16 protein-coding genes and 1 other annotated feature are annotated in these 19421 nt (G+C 35.1%); of the genes, 14 read left to right on the forward strand and 2 right to left on the reverse strand.

Going from position 1 to position 19421, the window contains the following annotated elements; all coding sequences use genetic code 11:
• Positions 1–105 precede the first annotated feature (105 nt).
• Genes ACKI3H_RS01875 through ACKI3H_RS01885 form a run of 3 tightly spaced genes read left to right on the forward strand, consistent with a single transcriptional unit; the run spans position 106 to position 4182 of the window.
• Positions 106–552, forward strand: coding sequence for a MarR family winged helix-turn-helix transcriptional regulator (locus tag ACKI3H_RS01875; protein WP_407370601.1), 447 nt, complete (start codon positions 106–108; stop codon positions 550–552).
• A 17-nt stretch (positions 553–569) separates the two neighbouring features.
• Positions 570–2306 (forward strand): ABC transporter ATP-binding protein, encoded by a 1737-nt coding sequence (locus ACKI3H_RS01880; RefSeq protein WP_407370602.1) that lies wholly within the window; start codon positions 570–572, stop codon positions 2304–2306.
• A gap of 4 nt (positions 2307–2310) precedes the next feature.
• Positions 2311–4182 (forward strand): ABC transporter ATP-binding protein, encoded by a 1872-nt coding sequence (locus ACKI3H_RS01885; protein WP_407370647.1) that lies wholly within the window; start codon positions 2311–2313, stop codon positions 4180–4182.
• A gap of 140 nt (positions 4183–4322) precedes the next feature.
• Here ACKI3H_RS01885 and ACKI3H_RS01890 read toward each other — a convergent pair whose 3' ends face one another.
• Positions 4323–5396 (reverse strand): type I restriction endonuclease, encoded by a 1074-nt coding sequence (locus tag ACKI3H_RS01890; protein WP_407370603.1) that lies wholly within the window; start codon positions 5394–5396, stop codon positions 4323–4325.
• Between the two features lie 305 nt (positions 5397–5701).
• On the opposite strand from ACKI3H_RS01890, the gene ACKI3H_RS01895 reads away from it, so the two are divergent.
• The 7 genes from ACKI3H_RS01895 (at position 5702) to dtd (ending at position 12421) form a co-directional block, all read left to right on the forward strand.
• Positions 5702–6340 (forward strand): DNA-3-methyladenine glycosylase, encoded by a 639-nt coding sequence (locus ACKI3H_RS01895; RefSeq protein WP_407370604.1) that lies wholly within the window; start codon positions 5702–5704, stop codon positions 6338–6340.
• The gene (locus ACKI3H_RS01900; protein WP_407370605.1) at positions 6340–6834 is read left to right on the forward strand and encodes a DUF3013 family protein; all 495 of its coding nucleotides are present in this window, start codon (positions 6340–6342) and stop codon (positions 6832–6834) included. The genes ACKI3H_RS01895 and ACKI3H_RS01900 overlap by 1 nt, the downstream gene beginning before the upstream one ends.
• A gap of 45 nt (positions 6835–6879) precedes the next feature.
• Positions 6880–7833 (forward strand): 50S ribosomal protein L11 methyltransferase, encoded by a 954-nt coding sequence (gene prmA / locus ACKI3H_RS01905; protein ID WP_407370606.1) that lies wholly within the window; start codon positions 6880–6882, stop codon positions 7831–7833.
• Positions 7834–8595 (forward strand): 16S rRNA (uracil(1498)-N(3))-methyltransferase, encoded by a 762-nt coding sequence (locus ACKI3H_RS01910; RefSeq protein ID WP_407370607.1) that lies wholly within the window; start codon positions 7834–7836, stop codon positions 8593–8595. It begins immediately after the preceding gene.
• An 85-nt stretch (positions 8596–8680) separates the two neighbouring features.
• A complete protein-coding gene (gene deoC, locus ACKI3H_RS01915) occupies positions 8681–9325 on the forward strand; it encodes a deoxyribose-phosphate aldolase (protein WP_202945007.1) in 645 nt (214 codons plus the stop codon).
• Between the two features lie 226 nt (positions 9326–9551).
• Complete coding sequence (locus tag ACKI3H_RS01920; RefSeq protein WP_407370608.1) at positions 9552–11762, forward strand: RelA/SpoT family protein; 2211 nt, start codon at positions 9552–9554, stop codon at positions 11760–11762.
• A 212-nt stretch (positions 11763–11974) separates the two neighbouring features.
• Positions 11975–12421 (forward strand): D-aminoacyl-tRNA deacylase, encoded by a 447-nt coding sequence (gene dtd / locus ACKI3H_RS01925; protein WP_407370609.1) that lies wholly within the window; start codon positions 11975–11977, stop codon positions 12419–12421.
• A 46-nt stretch (positions 12422–12467) separates the two neighbouring features.
• Here dtd and ACKI3H_RS01930 read toward each other — a convergent pair whose 3' ends face one another.
• Positions 12468–13784: an N-acetylmuramoyl-L-alanine amidase gene (locus ACKI3H_RS01930; RefSeq protein ID WP_407370610.1), complete on the reverse strand. Its 1317-nt coding sequence runs from the start codon at positions 13782–13784 to the stop codon at positions 12468–12470.
• 203 nt (positions 13785–13987) lie between these two features.
• Positions 13988–14197: a binding site (T-box leader), on the forward strand.
• Positions 14198–14263: 66 nt separating this feature from the next.
• Here ACKI3H_RS01930 and hisS point away from each other — a divergent pair.
• From hisS to ACKI3H_RS01950, 4 genes are all read left to right on the forward strand, one after another.
• Positions 14264–15589: a histidine--tRNA ligase gene (gene hisS, locus ACKI3H_RS01935; RefSeq protein ID WP_407370611.1), complete on the forward strand. Its 1326-nt coding sequence runs from the start codon at positions 14264–14266 to the stop codon at positions 15587–15589.
• Positions 15590–15621: 32 nt separating this feature from the next.
• The gene (gene aspS, locus ACKI3H_RS01940; protein WP_407370612.1) at positions 15622–17391 is read left to right on the forward strand and encodes an aspartate--tRNA ligase; all 1770 of its coding nucleotides are present in this window, start codon (positions 15622–15624) and stop codon (positions 17389–17391) included.
• Positions 17392–17555: 164 nt separating this feature from the next.
• The gene (gene sppA, locus ACKI3H_RS01945; RefSeq protein ID WP_407370613.1) at positions 17556–18593 is read left to right on the forward strand and encodes a signal peptide peptidase SppA; all 1038 of its coding nucleotides are present in this window, start codon (positions 17556–17558) and stop codon (positions 18591–18593) included.
• 1 nt (position 18594) lies between these two features.
• Complete coding sequence (locus ACKI3H_RS01950; protein WP_407370614.1) at positions 18595–19392, forward strand: RDD family protein; 798 nt, start codon at positions 18595–18597, stop codon at positions 19390–19392.
• Positions 19393–19421 lie beyond the last annotated feature (29 nt).

Raw genomic sequence — 19421 nt, forward strand, 5'->3', positions numbered from 1 at the left:
TTGAAAGAATAAGTAGATTTCACTATCTATTTATTCTTTTTTTTGCTAATATAGTTACCTGTAGTAATTATACTAGGTAAACTAATTAGAAAAGAGGGCTGAGCAATGGATAGTCAACTATCTGAAGAATATATCGATGCATGTTTAAGTGCGAAACACACGATGCGGTTTTTGCCTGAACCTCCTCCTGAAGTCCAACAAAGACACGTTTATATCATCAAAACATTATATAATTTATCAAAAGAGTTAACGGAGGTACGTATCAGTGATATCGCTGAGACACTCGGCGTAACGCTGCCAAGTATCACAAAAAACATAACCTCGTTAGAAGACTTGGGCTATATAAAAAAAGTAGCCAACATCGAGGATAAACGGGTAGTCAATATCAAATTAACCAAAAAAGGTCTAACGCTGCATCAAAAAGTCGTCTACGAGTTTCATCACAAAAATAGTCAGATACTAAAAGATATTCCGGAAGAAGATATCCGTTTAACGATAAAAACGATTTACCGAATATATGATTTAATGGAGCAAGAACATTCGCTCAATTAAAAGGAGAGAATCTAACAATGTATAAAACATTAATGAAATCATTGCGACAGTACAAGAAACCGTCGTATTTAACTATGCTGTTTATGGCATTAGAAGTTGCTACAGAAATTTTCATTCCATTTCTTATGGCAAAAATTATTGACAAAGGATTGATAGCAGGTGATTTAGATTATGTTTTTAAAATCGGATCACTCATGTTTCTGATGGCCTGTATGTCTATGTTATTTGGAGTACTAGGTGGGAAATTTTCTTCAGATGCCGCTGTAGGACTTTCAACTAATTTGCGTCAAGATATCTACGAAAATATTCAAACCTTTGCCTTTGATAACATTGATAAATATTCTTCATCTAGTCTAATCACAAGACTGACAACGGATATTACCAATATTCAAATGGCATTTCAAATGATTCTAAAAACAATTATTCGAGCACCGTTCATGATTGCATTTGCCTTTGCAATGGCCTCTTATACGAATTTGAAATTATCTTTAACTATTTTAATTATTGTTCCAATTGCAGGTTTTATTTTAGTCGGACTAATCTATCGCGTGCACCCCTATTTTATACAAGTGTTTAAGAAATATGACCGATTGAATCAAACCGTACAAGAAGATATCAATGGTGTACGTGTTGTGAAATCGTTTGTTCGTGAAGAGAAAGAAATCGAAAAATTCAAAATAGCATCTGAGGATATAAAAAATCTGTTTACAAAAGCAGAAAAAATCACAGCATTGAATGCTCCAGTAATGCAAATCGCTATTTACTCTTGTCTGCTTCTTGTTTATTGGTTTGGGGCGAAATACGTTGTAGGCGGAACAATGAGTACGGGTGAATTAACGAGTTTCATTACGTATATGATGCAGATTCTAAGCAGCATCATGATGATCTCGATGATCTTTATCATGATCGTTATCTCTGAAGCTTCAGTAGAGCGTGTAACGGAAGTCTTAAAAGAAAAAGCAACTTTAATAAATCCTAAAAATCCAATTACAACGATTGAAAATGGCGAAATTGAGTTTAGAAATGTTCAATTTAAATACAATGAACTGTCGGAAGAACCAGATTTAAATCATATTAACTTTACGATTAAATCTGGTGAAACGATAGGAATCATCGGTGGAACAGGTAGTGGTAAAACTTCATTGATTCAATTGATTCCGCGCCTATACGATGTGAGTAAAGGTGAAGTATACGTTTCAGGGCATAACGTAAAAGAGTACGATTTAGTCACCTTGCGTGATCAAATTGCAATGGTATTGCAAAAAAATACGTTGTTTTCAGGAACAATCATTGACAACTTACGTTGGGGAAATAAAGAGGCCTCTGAAGAGGAAGTTCGCCGTGTTGCGAAATTAGCCCAAGCAGATGGTTTTATTCAAGATTTTCCAAATAAATATGAAACAATGCTGGACCAAGGTGGTTCGAATGTCTCTGGTGGTCAAAAACAACGGTTAACCATTGCTCGTGCCTTGTTGAAACAACCAAAGATTTTAATTTTGGATGATTCAACAAGTGCTGTAGATACAAAAACAGATGCTTATATTCGAAAAGCATTTATTGAAGAAATTCCAAATACAACAAAAATTATTGTGTCACAACGTATTTCTTCCATTCAAGATGCTGACCGTATTATCGTCTTAGACGAAGGGGAAATCAGTGGAATTGGTACACATGAAGAGTTATTGAAAAATAATGAGATCTATAAAGAAGTATTTGATTCTCAAGTAAAAGGGGGGACTATAGTTGAAGAATAATTCGATGATGAGACCAACTGTTAGTCCATTAAAAATATTCAAAAGAATTCTGTCTTACGCGACGAAGCAATACAAATTACGGATCATTGTCGTAGTCGTCAGTATTATTATTAGTGCAGCAACGAATGCGATTGGAATCAGTTTTACAAAGACTTTGATTGATGATTATATTGCGCCGCTTCTTACTCAAGCAACACCTGATTTTTCGAATTTAGCGCGTACTATTGGATTAATGGCGATGTTGTACTTGACCGGTGCTCTATTTACTTATATTTTTAATCGCACAATGGTTACAGTGTCACAGGGGATTCTTAAAGATATTCGTGATGAAATGTTTACGCACATGGAATCTTTGCCAATTCGCTATTTTGACAGCAATGCAACAGGCGATATTATGAGCCACTATACGAATGATACGGATACGTTAAGACAGATGATCAGTCAATCCATTCCGCAAGTTTTTTCTTCGCTGATCATGATTTTATCGATTATTATTGCCATGTTTATTATTAATATCCCAATGACCTTAGTTGTTTTGTTTATGGTAGGGATTATGGTTGCTGTTATTCGTACGATCGGTGGGAAAAGTGGTCGTTACTTCTCAATTCAACAAGCCGCATTGGGTACGTTAAATGGTTATGTGGAAGAAATGATCGAAGGACAAAAAGTCGTGAAAGTATTCAATCATGAGGAAGAAGCAGTTGCTGACTTTAGCAAGTTAAATGAAGACTTGAGAGAGAATGCTACAAAAGCCAATACGTATGCAAATATTTTAATGCCAATCATGGGGAACATTGGGAACTTTATGTACTTGTTAACAGCTGTCATAGGAGCTACGCTGTCGATTACCGGATTAACAGCTTTAACGGTTGGTAGTATAGCATCTTTTGTTCAATTTACGAAAAGTATCACTATGCCTGTAGCGCAGATTTCACAACAGTTTAATGTGATTATTTTATCGCTTGCGGGTGCAGAACGTATCTTTAATCTATTGGATGAAAAACCTGAAGAAGATGGTGGAACGGTTGAGTTAGTAAATGTTACCAAACAAGCGGATGGAAATATTGTAGAATCTACCCAACGGACAGGTAGTTGGGCATGGAAACAAACTACTACTGCCAATGAAGCTGTGTACACGGAGTTAACCGGGGATGTGCGTTTTAAAGATGTGACCTTTGGCTATAATTCAGATAAAACGATTCTTCATAACATTAACTTATTTGCAAAACCAGGGCAAAAACTTGCCTTTGTTGGAGCAACAGGCGCTGGGAAAACAACCATCACCAACTTGATCAATCGCTTTTATGATATTCAAAAAGGAACCATCACTTACGATGGGATCGATGTTAAAAACATCAAAAAAGATGATTTAAGAAGATCGTTAGGAATCGTTCTACAAGACACGCATTTATTCTCAGGAACGATTAAGGACAATATTCGTTACGGACGATTAAATGCTACGGATGAAGAAATTGAAGCAGCAGCAAAATTAGTTAATGCGGACTTCTTCATCAGACAATTGCCACACGGGTACGATACAGAATTAACAGGAGATGGCGGTTCACTTTCTCAAGGACAAAGACAATTACTGGCAATTGCTAGAGCAGCTGTTGCAAATCCACCTGTCTTGATTCTTGATGAAGCAACGTCTAGTATCGATACACGTACAGAGACGGTTGTACAGAGTGGAATGGATGCTTTGATGAAGGGTAGAACAGTATTGGTAATTGCTCATCGCCTTTCAACTGTCCGCAACTCGGATGCCATCATGGTAATGGAACAAGGACGCATCATTGAAAGAGGAAACCATGAAGAGCTGATTTCTCAAAAAGGAGAATATTACCAACTTTATACTGGCGCTTTTGAAATGGATTAATGAAACAAACCATTTTTAGTTTGACATGCATTCTGTTACTAAATATCAAAAAACAATCCTGCATAGTTTTCATGCAGGATTGTTTTTTTGCTTTAAATTGAGAACGATTTTTTTTGAAAAATAGTCTTACCAGATAATTACTATAAAAATCTTTTGCTAATTTCTATTATTCTATCCTTGTATTGTAAAATATCAATTTCGTTATCCAATACAATTTTTTCTGAGGAATCATCATTAAACTGTATTATCTTACGAGTGTTACTAAAGTTTAACCTTACAATCCATTTTCTGATGCTATTATCTAATAAAACATTAAAATAAGATTTATTATCGCGATAAAAAACTCTTTCTGGATCGACAGTTTCAAAAAGAATAGCTTTTACTATTCCAAACCCTTGTATCTCTTCTTCTGTTGTTTCAATATCAGTATCAATCAAATCTACTGTTTCTATTTTTTCTGGAACAGTATCAACAATAGTAGTTTTAATAGGAGTTTCACTAGTAGTTTTTAAAGCATCGTTTATTTTAGAACTAACTTTTTCAGAAACGAATTGTTTCAATCCATTCTGTACAATAGGAGTGAATTTATCTATTGCATTTCTGGTTGCTTTACCTTCATAAATTTTTCCAATAAAAAACTTAACAAAATCTTCACTAACAGATTCGTATTCAGTCTCAAAATATTCTTTAAAAAGATTTAAGTATTTTAAATCGGAAGCAGTTGTAAAAATACTTTCTAAATTAAAGCCATCTTTTTTGAATTTAATCAGTTCAGAAAGAGAACTATCTTTTATTTTTTCTAAGTTAAAGGTAAAAAATGGTTTTTGATCCATTTTGTTTGGTTCATCTAAATCAGTGAAAAATTGATAAATAATTCCATTAGTCAGTATAGCAAATCTTGCACTACTAGTGTGGAAATAGCGGAACAATTGGGAACCGTGAGTTGTCAATTTATCATTAACTGATTTGGCTTCAATTAGAATAATTGGTTTATCGTTAGCCATGATAGCGTAATCGATTTTCTCACCTTTTTTTATACCTATGTCAGCTATGTACTCAGGAACAAATTCTGAAGGGTTAAAAACATCGTAACCTAACATCTGAAAAAAAGGCATAACTAAAGAAGTCTTTGTTGATTCTTCTGTCAATAATTTTTCTTTTACTAATTTAGATCGTTCAGCTAACATAAAAATTTCTTGTTTAAATTTTTCCAAAATTGACGCCCCCATATATGTATTTAAATCAAAATATATAAATAACTTGCTTTATCATTTCTTATTAAAGAGTATACCATTAAAGATTCTTAACTACATATATTTCTAGGAGTAACTAGTTTTTTTCATAAAACTACCATAGTATAGATATTTAAAAAAAGTAAGACTTAATCTTTATAACCTATTAAATATCCAACTAAATTAGCGCAAAAATGAGTTTCTTTTTATCTAAGTGTTATTTTATTGTATACTAAGAAGTGAATGAAGCAGCATTTAATGTGCACTAAACTAGAAAGAGGATTGAAATGAATTTTTGGACAGATCAGACAAAAACGACACAAGAAATTGCTCAAGACTTACTTGGGTGTTTGGTGGTCAACGAAACGGACGAAGGGGTGACATCTGGCTGGATTGTAGAAACCGAAGCCTACTTGGGTGAAATGGATGAAGCTGCTCACAGTTATGGGTTGAAGAAGACACCTCGCCTAGCTTCTATGTACAAAGAATCAGGTACGATTTATGTCTATAGTATGCACACTCATTTGATGTTAAACGTTGTGGTTCAAGATAAAGGGATACCGGAAGCTATTTTGATTCGAGCCATTGAACCTCAAAAAGGACTAGCGTTAATGACCGAAAGACGAGGAAAATCAGGATTCATAGTAACAGACGGACCAGGAAAATTAACAAAAGCGATGAACATTACCAAATTGGACGACGGTACACTGGCTACAGAACCGCCATTGACTATTGATGTAGAAACGAGAAAAATTCCTAAAAAAATTGACGTTTCTTCTAGAATAGGTATTCCGAATAAAGGAGAATGGACAGAAGCTTTGCTTCGGTATACAGTTGCAGGTAATCCATATGTATCAAGAAAAAAAGGCAAGATAGATGCAGATTTCGGTTGGAAGAAACCAACAACTAATGGAGGCGAAAAATAATGGCACAAGAAACATTATTAGATTATTTAGGAGAAGCTTTAGAAGAAAGTGATTTTGAATTTGATTGGAAGTTAGAGTGGAATAAGCGTCAACACGCTATTGAACTATACTTTTCGATTTTTGCTGAAAATAAAGAAAATCATGTTGTGATTGAAGATGTTGAAGGAACTGCAAATGAAGGTGAGATTATTCAATTTGAAGACGCTATTTGTTTTTTTGATCCTAAAAAATCAAAAATTCAAATGGACAATTACTTAAAAGCTATCCCATTTGATTTTAAAATGAGTATTGAAAAAGGCTATGTTGATGCAGTACTGAAAACATTGCGTATAGTAGTAACGGAAGGGCAATCTGATTTGTTAGACTTTGCTACTGACCCATCAATTGATACATTTGAATTAAATTGGAACGATACGAATTTTGACGGAACAATCAAAACGTTGAAAGATATTAATCGTTACAGTGAGGAAAAGCTAATCTATCCGAAGTACTGAACGAGTAGAATCAACTATATTTTTTATTGGAGGCAACGTAACAAGATGAAATGGACAGAAGTACAAATACAAACATCAAATGAAGCTTTAGATGCTGTGTCAAATATTCTTATTGAAGCTGGTTCGCAAGGGGTAGCAATTGAGGATATTCAAGATTTTTTAAATTCTCCAGATGATGGTTTTGGTGAAATTTGGGCATTAGATGAAGCCGATTTTTCTCAAGAAGGCGTAATTATAAAAGGGTATTTTCCAAATACACTTTTCTTACCTGAATTGCTCCCAAGCATTAAACTTCGGATCAATGAATTGGAAACGTTTGGTTTAACTATTGCGCCAAATATCGTAAAAGTAGACGAAGTTGTGGAAGAAAACTGGGCTACGGCGTGGAAAAAATATTACCATCCTTTGCAAGTAACGCGATTTTTAACGGTTGTCCCAAGTTGGGAAGAGTATGAATTAACACATGCAGATGAGCGTGTGATTCGATTAGATCCAGGTTTAGCTTTTGGTACAGGAACTCATCCAACTACTATGCTTTCCTTGCAAGCTCTTGAAACCTATATTCGTGGAAACGAAACGATTTTAGATGTAGGAACAGGTTCAGGTGTATTAAGTATTGCTAGTAAAGCTTTAGGTGCCAAGCATGTTCATGCGTATGATTTAGATGATGTTGCAGTAAAATCAGCCATGGATAATATTAAGTTAAATGAATATGCTAAAGACGTTACGGTAAAAGCTAATGACTTGCTGAAAGGTGTAACGATCGAAGCAGATATTGTGGTAGCTAATATCTTGTCAGAAATCATTGTGCCACTTATACCAGAAGCTTATGGCGTTTTAAAACCAGGTGGTCTATTTTTAACTTCTGGAATTATTGAAGATAAAAAAGAACTCATTCTTTCTGAGCAAAAGAAACATGGTTTCATCATTATTCAAGTGCAACAAATGAACGATTGGTGTAGTATTGTCGCTCAAAAACCGTTGGCGGAGGTTGAATAAATGCAACGTTATTTTTTGAAAGAGGATTTAATAGATTATCAAAACCAAACCATTTCAATTAGCGGAGATGCTTTCCATCATATGGTAAAAGTTATGCGCATGAAAGTTGATCATCGTGTGTACCTTGTCACAAAAGATCAAAAAGCTTTCATTGCTAGAATCAGTGCTATAGAAGAGAAAGAAGTTCAGTTAAATTGGGTAGAAGATGACCTTAGACAACAAGAATTGCCAATTGAAGTAACGATTGCAAGTGGACTTCCTAAAGGCGATAAATTAGATTTAATTATTCAAAAGGGAACAGAATTAGGTGCAAGTGTCTTTATTCCTTTTGCAGGTTCTTTTTCAATTACAAAATGGGACACCAAAAAAGCGGCAAAAAAAATTGAACGGTTACAAAAAATTGCGCAAGAAGCAGCTGAACAATCTCATCGTACAAAAATCCCAACAATTGAGTCGCTCTCTTCGGTAAAACAGTTGGTAGAGATGAAAGAAAATTTTGATGTCTGCTTAGTAGCCTATGAAGAAAGTGCTAAAGCGGGAGAGGATCAAAATTTCGTTAAAGGATTGAAACAGGTTCCTGTTGGCGGTAAGTTGTTGATTATTTTTGGTCCTGAAGGTGGATTATCAAAAGAAGAAATCGATGATTTCCTTCAAAATGGGTTTTTGCCTTGTGCATTAGGTCCAAGAATTTTAAGAACAGAAACTGCTCCGTTATATGCTTTAGCAGCAACCTCATATCATTTTGAATTAATGCATAAATGAGAAATTTCTTTTTTGTTCCAAAATGAAAAGTCGGGTATAATGAAAATGCTACCAACAGTATAAGAAAGAGGGATATAATATGACAATAGAATTAAATAAAACAATTGATCACACGATATTAAAACCAGAAGCAACAGAAGCACAAATCATCACGCTTTGTGAAGAAGCTGCAGAATATAACTTTATGTCTGTATGTGTAAACCCTACTTGGGTAAAAAAATCTGCTGAATTACTTAAGGGTACAGATGTAAAAGTATGTACAGTTATTGGTTTTCCTTTAGGAGCTAACACACCAGAAGTGAAGGCTTTTGAAGCAGAAAATGCAATTCAAAATGGCGCAACAGAAGTAGATATGGTTATCAATATTGGTGCTCTTAAAGGCGGAGATGACGCTTTAGTTCAACGTGATATTGAAAGTGTAGTAAACGTTTCAAAAGGAAAAGCATTATCAAAAGTTATCATTGAAACAGCTCTATTAACGGATGAAGAAAAAGTACGTGCATGTGAACTTGCTAAAAAAGCAGGAGCTGATTATGTGAAAACATCTACTGGTTTTTCAACTGGCGGAGCAACACTTGAAGATATTAAATTAATGCGTGCTACTGTAGGGCCAGATATGGGCGTTAAAGCAAGTGGCGGTGTCCGCACAACTGAAGATGCTAAACAATTTATTGAAGCTGGAGCAACTCGTTTAGGTTCTTCAAATGGATTAGCAATCGTTAAAGGTTAATAGGTCTCTAATAAAATTTGAAAGAATACGAGTCGAATGATTGACTTGTATTCTTTTTTATCAAAAAATAATGACTGTTTTAGTTGATTTTTTGGTTTATATTGAAATTAAGGACTAAAATGAGTATAATATAGTGAGAATAAAGGAATTAAAGCACTCATTTTGGAGTGCTTATTTTGTAATGAATTTTTAACAAGCTAGGGATAAATGAAAAGAAGGTGACAAAATGCCTAAAAATAAAGATTATACTGCACAAGAAGTAATTGCTTTAACTGTTACTTATATGAATAGCAGTCATGTGGCTTTTGTCAAAAAAGCATGCGATTTTGCTACGAATGCCCATAGAGATCAATTCAGAAAATCTGGAGAACCTTATATTATTCATCCAATACAAGTAGCGGGTATTTTAGCTGAATTAAAAATGGACCCTGTAACCGTGGCAACGGGATTTCTTCATGATGTTGTGGAAGATACTGAATACACTTTTGAAGATATTTCCAGAGAATTTTCACCTGAAGTAGCTATGCTTGTAGATGGAGTTACTAAATTAGGGAAAATTAAATATAAATCACACGAAGAACAACAAGCAGAAAATCACCGTAAAATGTTGCTGGCAATGGCAAAAGACCTAAGAGTTATCATGGTTAAGCTAGCTGACCGCTTGCACAATTTACGCACATTAAAATTTCATAGACCTGAAAAGCAAAGACGTATCGCAAATGAAACTCTTGAAGTCTATGCTCCGTTAGCTCATCGATTAGGGATCAATTTAATTAAATGGGAATTAGAAGACACTTCTTTGCGTTACCTAAATCCTCAACAATATTACCGTATTGTTCATTTGATGAATTCTAAAAGAGAAGAACGAGAAAAATATATTACGGATTCTATTTCAAAAATTGAAGAGTCCGTAGAGGAACTAAATATATCTGCAGATATTACAGGCAGACCAAAACACATCTATTCCATTTACCGTAAAATGCGTGACCAGAAGAAACAATTTGATCAAATTTACGATCTATTAGCTATACGCGTTATTGTAGACTCAATTAAAGATTGTTACGCAGTGTTAGGTGCGATTCATACACGTTGGAAACCGATGCCTGGTAGATTTAAAGATTATATTGCTATGCCAAAATCGAATATGTATCAGTCCATCCACACTACCGTTATAGGAGAATTTGGTAAACCTATAGAAGTTCAAATCCGCACAAAAGAAATGCATGCAGTAGCGGAATATGGGGTTGCCGCTCACTGGGCATACAAAGAAGGCATTACCAAAAAAGTTGAAGATGATTCAGATGGTAAAAAAATCTCTTGGTTTAGAGATATTATTGAATTACAAGATGAATCCAGTGATGCAAGTGACTTTATGGAAAGTGTCAAAGAAGATATTTTTAAAGACAAAGTTTACGTCTTCACACCAAAAGGCGATGTCAGCGAATTGCCTTCTGGAGCTGGTCCGTTAGATTTTGCATTCAATATTCATACTGAGATAGGGAATAAAACGACTGGTGCTAAAGTTAATGGAAAGATTGTTCCCTTAAATTACAAATTAAAAACGGGTGACATCATTGAAATTTTAACTTCTCCAAATTCTTACGGACCAAGTCGTGATTGGATCAATTTAGTATCAACCAGTAAAGCCAAAAATAAAATAAAACGTTTCTTTAAACTACAAGATCGTGAAGTTAATGTCATAAAAGGTCGCGAAATGGTTGAAAAACAGTTAAATGAAATGCAGTTTCCGCCGAAAAATTTCTTGACGAAAAACAATATCAAAATGCTGTTAGAAAGATTTAATTTTACTTCAGAAGACGATTTATACGCTGCCGTAGGGTATGGCGAATTAACAGCTCTTGTAATAGCCAATCGCTTAACGGAAAAAGAGCGCAGAGAACGAGATCTTGAAAAGAAAATCCAAGATACTACGTCAATAGAATTGAAAACTAAAAAAGAGCCTGAAAAAATTAAAATAAAACATGAGGGCGGCATTGTCATTCAAGGAATAGACAATTTACTAATTCGTATCAGTCGTTGTTGCAATCCTGTTCCGGGTGATGAAATTGTTGGGTATATTACAAAAGGCCGTGGCGTTTCGATTCATCGGAAAACGTGTCCAAATGTTTTTGCAGCAAAAGATGCTGAAAATCGATTAATAGATGTTGAGTGGGAAGATACGACATCCAAGAGTCAAGAATACAATGCGGAATTACAAATCATTGGCTATAACCGTTCCGGTTTGTTGAATGAAGTATTGCAAGTAGTAAACAGTATGACCAAAAATTTAAACAATGTGAATGGAAAAGTAGACAATAATAAAATGGCTACTATTACATTAACGGTGGGTATTCAAAATATTCAACAATTAGATAAAATTGTTGAAAAAATTAAATCAATTCCTGATGTATACAGTGTAAAAAGAATGTCTTCTTAATAGTACAATAAAAAAAGCAGAAATCCCCTAAATTACAGGCGATTTCTGCTTTTTTTTATAAGGTTGTTTGATAATTGATGATGGTGCTCTAAAGGACATTTCTTTTGGAATAGAAGTAATCTTATCTTTCAAATTAGTACAAGGTCCGATACAATTGTTAAACAAGAAGATAGATAAGTAAAATTCTTAAAAAGTAAAAAGGGGAGTACAAGATGAGAGTTATCATACAAAGAACAAAGGAAGCAAGCGTCAGTATTGAAGAATCGGTTGTGGGAGAGATTACTCACGGGTTCGTTCTATTAGTTGGAATAGAAGAAGAGGATCAACAAGAGGATATAGAATACCTTGTGCGTAAAATCAGTAATATGCGTATCTTTGAAGATACACAAGGGAAAATGAACTTAAGCATAGAGGATGTTGGTGGAGAGATTCTTTCCATTTCTCAATTCACATTACATGCAGATACTAAAAAAGGGAATCGCCCAAGTTTTATTAAAGCAGCAAAACCAGACACGGCTATTCCCGTTTACGATGCGTTCAATGCGCAGTTAAGAGCATCAGGATTAACTGTGCAAACCGGAGTATTTGGTGCAGATATGCAAGTTTCGCTTGTAAATGATGGTCCTGTAACCATTATCATAGATAGTAAACAACGTTAAAAAACTGGCCCTACAAGAAATTTTTCTTGAAGGGCCAGTTTTTTGTTTATGGAATAAAGTATTGATTCAATGATTGATAAAGAATCTCTGCAATAGAAGACTGATAGGATACGGAATTGACCGTATCTTGATCCACATCATTATTTAGATATCCCAATTCCAGTAGGATGGCAGGCTGAGTATTTTCTCTTGTGACATAGAAATCCCCAAATCGCACACCGTTATTTGGCAATAAGCCATTTTGTTTCAAATTAGCATTTACGACCTCAGCTAATGGCATATCTTTATCATGGTAATAGTACGTTGTAGTACCACTGATTTCATTAGCTGTTTCAGTTGAATCATAATGTAAACTAATGAATACATCTGCATTTGATTGGTTACTGATGACCGCTCGCTCATCTAAACTGACAAATTCATCATCTGAACGCGTCAAGATAACATTTGCTCCAGCATCACGCAATCGATTAGCCACGAGCTTAGCTGTATTTAGCGTAACATCTTTTTCATAAAATGAATGTGCTAAGGCACCAGGATCATCTCCACCATGTCCGGCATCGATTACAATCGTAGCTTCAGCTAAGGAAGTAATGTTGGCAGTTGGTGCAGGGGTTTGGTTGGCTGACAAGTCTACAACCCAGTTTGCTACATAACCCGTTTCACCACTAGATAACTCTATTTGGTACCAATCGCCTTCAGTAGAGAGATAAGTAAAACTTTCTCCTTTTTCAGCAGTTGCCACAACACTACTTTCAACAGAAGGGCTGGTACGAATATTCGTGCTAGCACTACGAGTTGTGATGGTTTGTATAGGCGCTGAATTTTCCTCTGCGACTGCAACAGTGGTTGTTTCAGTAGATGATTCTGTAATTTCAATCAGCTCTGAACTGATCCAAGCAACTTGTCCATAGTATTGAACTTGTGTCCAGCCTTCTTGCTGGAACAATACGGTTAGCTCTGTTCCATTGACTACTTTTCCAAGGATAGTAGAGTCCGCGTTGCTTTCACTCCGTATATTTACTTCTTCTCCAGTAACCACACCAATCTTATTGGTTGCAGCACTCACTTCGGTATTTTCAATAAGCCAGCTGGCGATCCAGCCGATCTGATCGTTGCTTAAACGTACTTTATACCATTCGTTTTCCTCGGTTAACATGGTTACTTTTTCTCCGCCAGTAACCTGTGTCATAATGTCGTAAGATAGTCCTGGTCCCGTTCGGACATTGACAACACTTGCATCCACTTTGATGGTTCCTTGATTAGCCAGAACGACTGTAGCGAAAGCAGTTAATCCGATAAACAATGCAATGATGAACAATGTGACAATCTTTTTTTTCTTTTTTAATATTAAATTATTTTCCACTGATAGTTTCACTACTTTCTTAATGGCGGTAACGCAACCAACTATAGATTCTATGTACTTTCCAATTATAGCAATGTTACGCTTTAATATGCAATTAAATCCTAATATTCCTTCATTTTTTTTATGAATGGATAGAACAATACCTTTTTACTTTCTAGTCTTGACATTGTTTATCCTTTCTTGTAATCTTACATTATTGTATATAACACCCAATGAGAGAAAAAGTAAGCAATTCTGACGTGTGAATAGAGAGAATTTCCTTGGCTGAAAGAAATTCCCGTAGAGTTAACTGAAAGACATTCTTGAGGGTTAGCAGTGAAAAGCTGTTACGTTACGAGCGTTAATCGTTGAGGAAAGCTTAGGCTTTCAAACAAAGGTGGTACCACGATAATAACTAATCATTCGTCCTTATTCTATTTAGAATAAGGACGTTTTTTTTGTATTTTTAGAATAATTGAAAAAATAAGGAGTGTTGATTAATGGCTATTCAAAAACCTAAAGGGACAGCAGATTTATTACCCGAGGATTCAAGAAAATGGCAATACGTTGAAGAAATTTTAAATATGGTATTGGCTGATTATCAATTTGGAGAAATAAGAACACCTATTTTTGAAAGTTATGATTTATTTTCTCGCGGTGTAGGAGAAACAAGCGATATCGTTTCAAAAGAAATGTATGATTTCTACGATAAAGGTGAACGTCATATGTCGCTTCGTCCAGAAGGAACAGCGCCAGTTGTACGTGCATTTGTTGAAAATAAACTTTTTGGACCTGAACACAATAAACCCTATAAAGTTTATTATAAAGGTCCAATGTTTCGCTATGAACGTCCTCAAGGTGGTAGAATGAGACAATTTCATCAATTAGGTGTTGAAGTTTTTGGTAGTACAAATCCGGCAACAGATGTCGAATCAATGGCTCTTGCCATGGCTTTGTTTGAAGAACTTGGTCTAGAAAAATTGACTTTAGTGATCAATTCATTGGGGGATTCTGAAAGTCGTATAGCTTATAGAGAAGCTTTAATTGCTTATTTAGAACCTCATTTTGAAGAGTTAAGTGCCGATTCGCAAACACGTTTGCATAAAAATCCGTTACGTGTATTAGACAGTAAAGATAAAAAAGACAAAGAAATCGTTAAAAATGCTCCATCTATTCTAGATTATTTAAGTGAAGAATCTGAAAAACATTTTGAAGCCGTAAAAGAAATGTTAACAGCTTTAGATATTCCTTTTGTAATCGACAGCAATATGGTTAGAGGATTAGACTACTATACTCACACGATTTTTGAAGTAATGAGCGATGCTCCAGGATTTGGTGCAATTACAACGATTTGTGCTGGTGGCCGTTATGATGGATTAGTAGAAGAAGTCGGTGGTCCTGCTACTCCTGGTTTTGGTTTCGCCTTAGGCTTAGAACGGTTGATGATGACACTAGAAGCAGAAGGAATCGATATACCAGATACTCATGAAGTAGATGTCTATGTTATTGGTTTAGGAGAAGCAACGAACCTTGAATCGCTTAAGATCGTTCAAGCTGCTCGAGGAGCTGGGTTGTCTGCTGAACGGGATTACATGAATCGTAAAATAAAAGGTCAGTTTAAAACAGCTTCAAAACTAAATGCTAAAGTAGTGATTACTTTAGGCGATGCAGAATTAGAACAAAAAGAAGTGAATTTTAAAGTCATGAAGACTGGAAATGAATCAAAAGTTCCGTTAGCAGAGGTTTACAAAGATTTTGAAAAATTATTCAATTTAAAAGTAGCAGATATGACAGCTTTCAATGACTTTTTCAATAAAGAAGATTAAATAGGAACAACTAGTGATAGGAGCTGGAGCAAATGGGGAAAAGAACAGAATATTGCGGGAAAGTCTCGCGTGATTTATTAGGACAGGAAATAATCTTAAAAGGATGGGTACAAAAAAGAAGAGATTTAGGGGATTTGATTTTTATTGATTTACGCGACCGCGAAGGAATCGTTCAGATCGTTTTTAATCCTACTTTTTCAAAAGAAGCATTGGCTATCGCTGAAGATGTACGTAGTGAATATGTCCTTGAAGTTAAAGGGAAAGTTGTTGAAAGAAAAGAAGCTGTTGTAAATAAAAATATTTCAACAGGAGAATTGGAAGTCGAAGTATACGATGTGAAGGTTCTTAACACTTCAAAAACAACACCGTTTTATATTGAAGATGGTGTAGCTGTATCAGATGATAAAAGAATGCAATACCGTTACCTTGATCTAAGACGTCCAGAGATGACACAAAATATGATTTTGCGTCACCAAATGACAAAATCGATTCGTCATTATTTAGATGACCATAACTTTATTGATACAGAGACACCTTATTTAACAAAATCAACTCCAGAAGGTGCGCGAGATTATTTGGTACCGTCTCGAGTTCATCCAGGTCATTTTTATGCGTTGCCTCAATCGCCACAATTATTTAAACAACTCTTAATGGGTGCTGGATTTGATCGTTACTATCAAATCGTTCGTTGTTTTAGAGACGAAGATTTACGTGGAGACCGTCAACCTGAGTTTACACAAGTAGATATTGAGACCAGCTTTTTGGAGCCTGAAGAGATTCAATCATTTACTGAAGAATTATTAGCTAAAGTACTAAAAGATACAAAAGATGTTGAATTGACTTTACCGTTCCCTCGTATGGGTTATGATGAAGCCATTAGTCGTTATGGTAGTGATAAACCCGATGTTCGTTTTGGATTAGAATTGGTAGACATTAGTGATATAGTGAAAGATTCTAGTTTTAAAGTCTTTAGTGGAGCAATTGAAAATGGTGGAGCTGTTAAAGCCATCAACGCTAAAGGAGCGGCTAATAACTATTCTCGAAAAGATATTGATGCTTTAGGCGAATTCGTTTCTGTTTACGGAGCTAAAGGTCTAGCGTGGTTAAAAGTTGAAGATGATGGCTTAAAAGGTCCAATCGCTAAATTCTTTAAAGAAGATGCAGAAGCATTGATTGAAAAAATGGAAGCTGAAACAGGCGATTTGTTGTTGTTTGTGGCTGATAAAAAATCGGTTGTCCATGATTCTTTAGGAGCATTGCGTTCGAAATTAGGAAAAGAATTAGAATTGATCGATGAATCCGTTTATGCCTTTATGTGGATCGTTGATTGGCCATTACTAGAGTATGATGAAGAAGCAGGGCGTTACTCAGCTGCTCATCACCCGTTTACAATGCCAAAAGAGTCTGATATTGATTTGCTTGAAACGGAACCTGGAAAAGTTTACGCTCAAGCATATGATATTGTATTAAATGGCTACGAATTAGGCGGAGGTTCAATTAGAATTCATACTCGTGAGTTGCAAGAAAAAATGTTTGCAGCTTTAGGATTTTCAAAAGAAGAAGCAGAAGAACAATTTGGGTTCTTGTTAGAAGCACTTGACTATGGTTTCCCTCCACATGGTGGAATTGCCTTAGGGCTTGACCGTTTTGCTATGCTTTTGGCAGGCAAAGAAAATATTCGTGAAGTGATTGCTTTCCCTAAAAATGGAAAAGCGACAGATCCATTAACTTCAGCACCTAGTTTAGTCAGTGAAGCACAATTAGATGAATTATCGATCCACACAACAAAAATTGAAGATTAAACTGTAAACTTTCCTTTGGCAGTAAAAACGTGAGCAATAATCATTTGCTCACGTTTTTTCGTCCACTGAAAACAACTTAGCAAAATAGAATATAAATTTAGCTTGTTATTCATATTTAATTTTGTCAAAATAGAGTAAGGAAACAAAATTTGGGAGGTTTATAGATGAATGCAAAAAGATGGAGTGCAATTGGTGTTGCGCTAGGTATTTTTATTTTCTCACTATTTTTTAGTAATTATTTTTCTTATATTGTCGAAGAACAAGAAGCAACTGAATCGTTAAGCGATAACTTATTAGGCTTTTTGGGAACAACTGTATTGGAAGAAAATTTATTAGAAGCTGGAGACGCTTCTAACCGGATCGTATTGTTGTCAGTAGATGGAACAATTTTAGATGGTCAGGCATCCGGTTTAACTGGGGATTCAGTGTACGATCATGATTCGTTTTTACAACAGTTGGAACAAGTATTAGTAGATGATACGATTAAAGCCATTGTTTTATCCGTCAATACCCCGGGTGGTGGTACATATGAAAGTGCTCAAATCAAAGACAAATTAGTTGAAATTCAAGAAACAACTGAAAAACCTATTTATGTTTCAATGGGAAGCATGGCTGCTAGTGGTGGGTACTATATTTCAGCTTCAGCAGAAAAAATATTTGCTTCTGAAGAAACTTTGACAGGCTCAATAGGTGTTATTATGTCTGGAACGAATTTTAGTGAGTTGTTTGAAAAAATCGGGGTAGATGACACTACCATTAAAAGCGGTGAATTTAAAGATATTGGATCTTCAACTCGAACAATGACTGAAAAAGACGCAGAAATTTTGCAAACATTGGTAAATACATCGTATGATCGCTTTGTAGATGTTATTGTTGAAGGGCGTGGAATGGATGAAGCAGTCGTTAGGACAATAGCCGATGGACGTATTTACGATGGTGCACAAGCTGTTTTAAATGGTTTAGTCGATGTAATAGGCTATCAAGAAGATGCACTAGAAGCAATAAAAAAAGATTATGATTTAGAAGATGCAGAACTATTTACTTATCAAGGTCCTTCCATGTCATTTTCTTCATTATTTAGTTCTAAAGTAAGTAGTCTATTTCAATCAGGTGAGACAATGAACTCAGATATCGATAAACTGATGACTGCAATTGGAACACCTGATTCTCCTAAGATGATGTATTATTATGGAGGTGAGTAGAATGAGTATACCTTCCAATAATAATGAGCACGAACATTTGAAAGAATCAGGCCGAGTAAAAAAAGGTGATACAAAAGAACTGGATTTAAGTGCGTTAAAAAAAACGTTAGCTACTGAAGAAGCGGAACTTGAACGAGCAAAACGATTAAAACGTTTAGAACAACAGAAAAAACAAATGGAATCAACAATTATTGAGGAAGATTTAGTTGTTAAGCCAGTTTCACAAGAATCTCAAGATAAATCAACAGAAAAAATGAATTCGCAAGATCTTAGAGATGCTAGACGAAAGTATTGGCAAGAAAAACAAAAACAAGAAGAGCGCAAGCGCAAACCATTTCACAGTTATCCTTCATTTTTTTACACAGGGTTTTGGTTCAGATTTTTTGCTTTTTTAGTTGATTTACTCGTAATTTCAAGTATCAATCGATTAATTGTTCAGCCGCTGTTCTTATTGTTAAGGAGTCCATTAAATGATGATGCATTTTCAGCGTTTTCATTAAGTAAATTGGTTATCTACTTACTCTATTTTGTATTAACAACAAAATTAACGAATGGACAAACAATTGGAAAAATTATTTTTGGGATTCGAGTAGTCAGCTTCAAAGAAGAGAAGCTAAGCTGGGCAACGGTAATTATCCGAGAATGTTTTAGTCGCTATATTTTAAAAATATTTCCATTTATCTATCTAATGGTATTGTTCACACAAGAAAAACAACATCTGGGTGATTTTTTCAGTGATACATCCGTTGTCTCTGAAAACTTAATACGGGCAAACCAATTGTCATTTGAGAAGCAATAAATAGAAGATCATGATTAAGTTTGGTTGTT

The organism is Carnobacterium sp. (assembly GCF_045617425.1).
Taxonomy (GTDB): Bacteria; Bacillota; Bacilli; order Lactobacillales; family Carnobacteriaceae; genus Carnobacterium_B.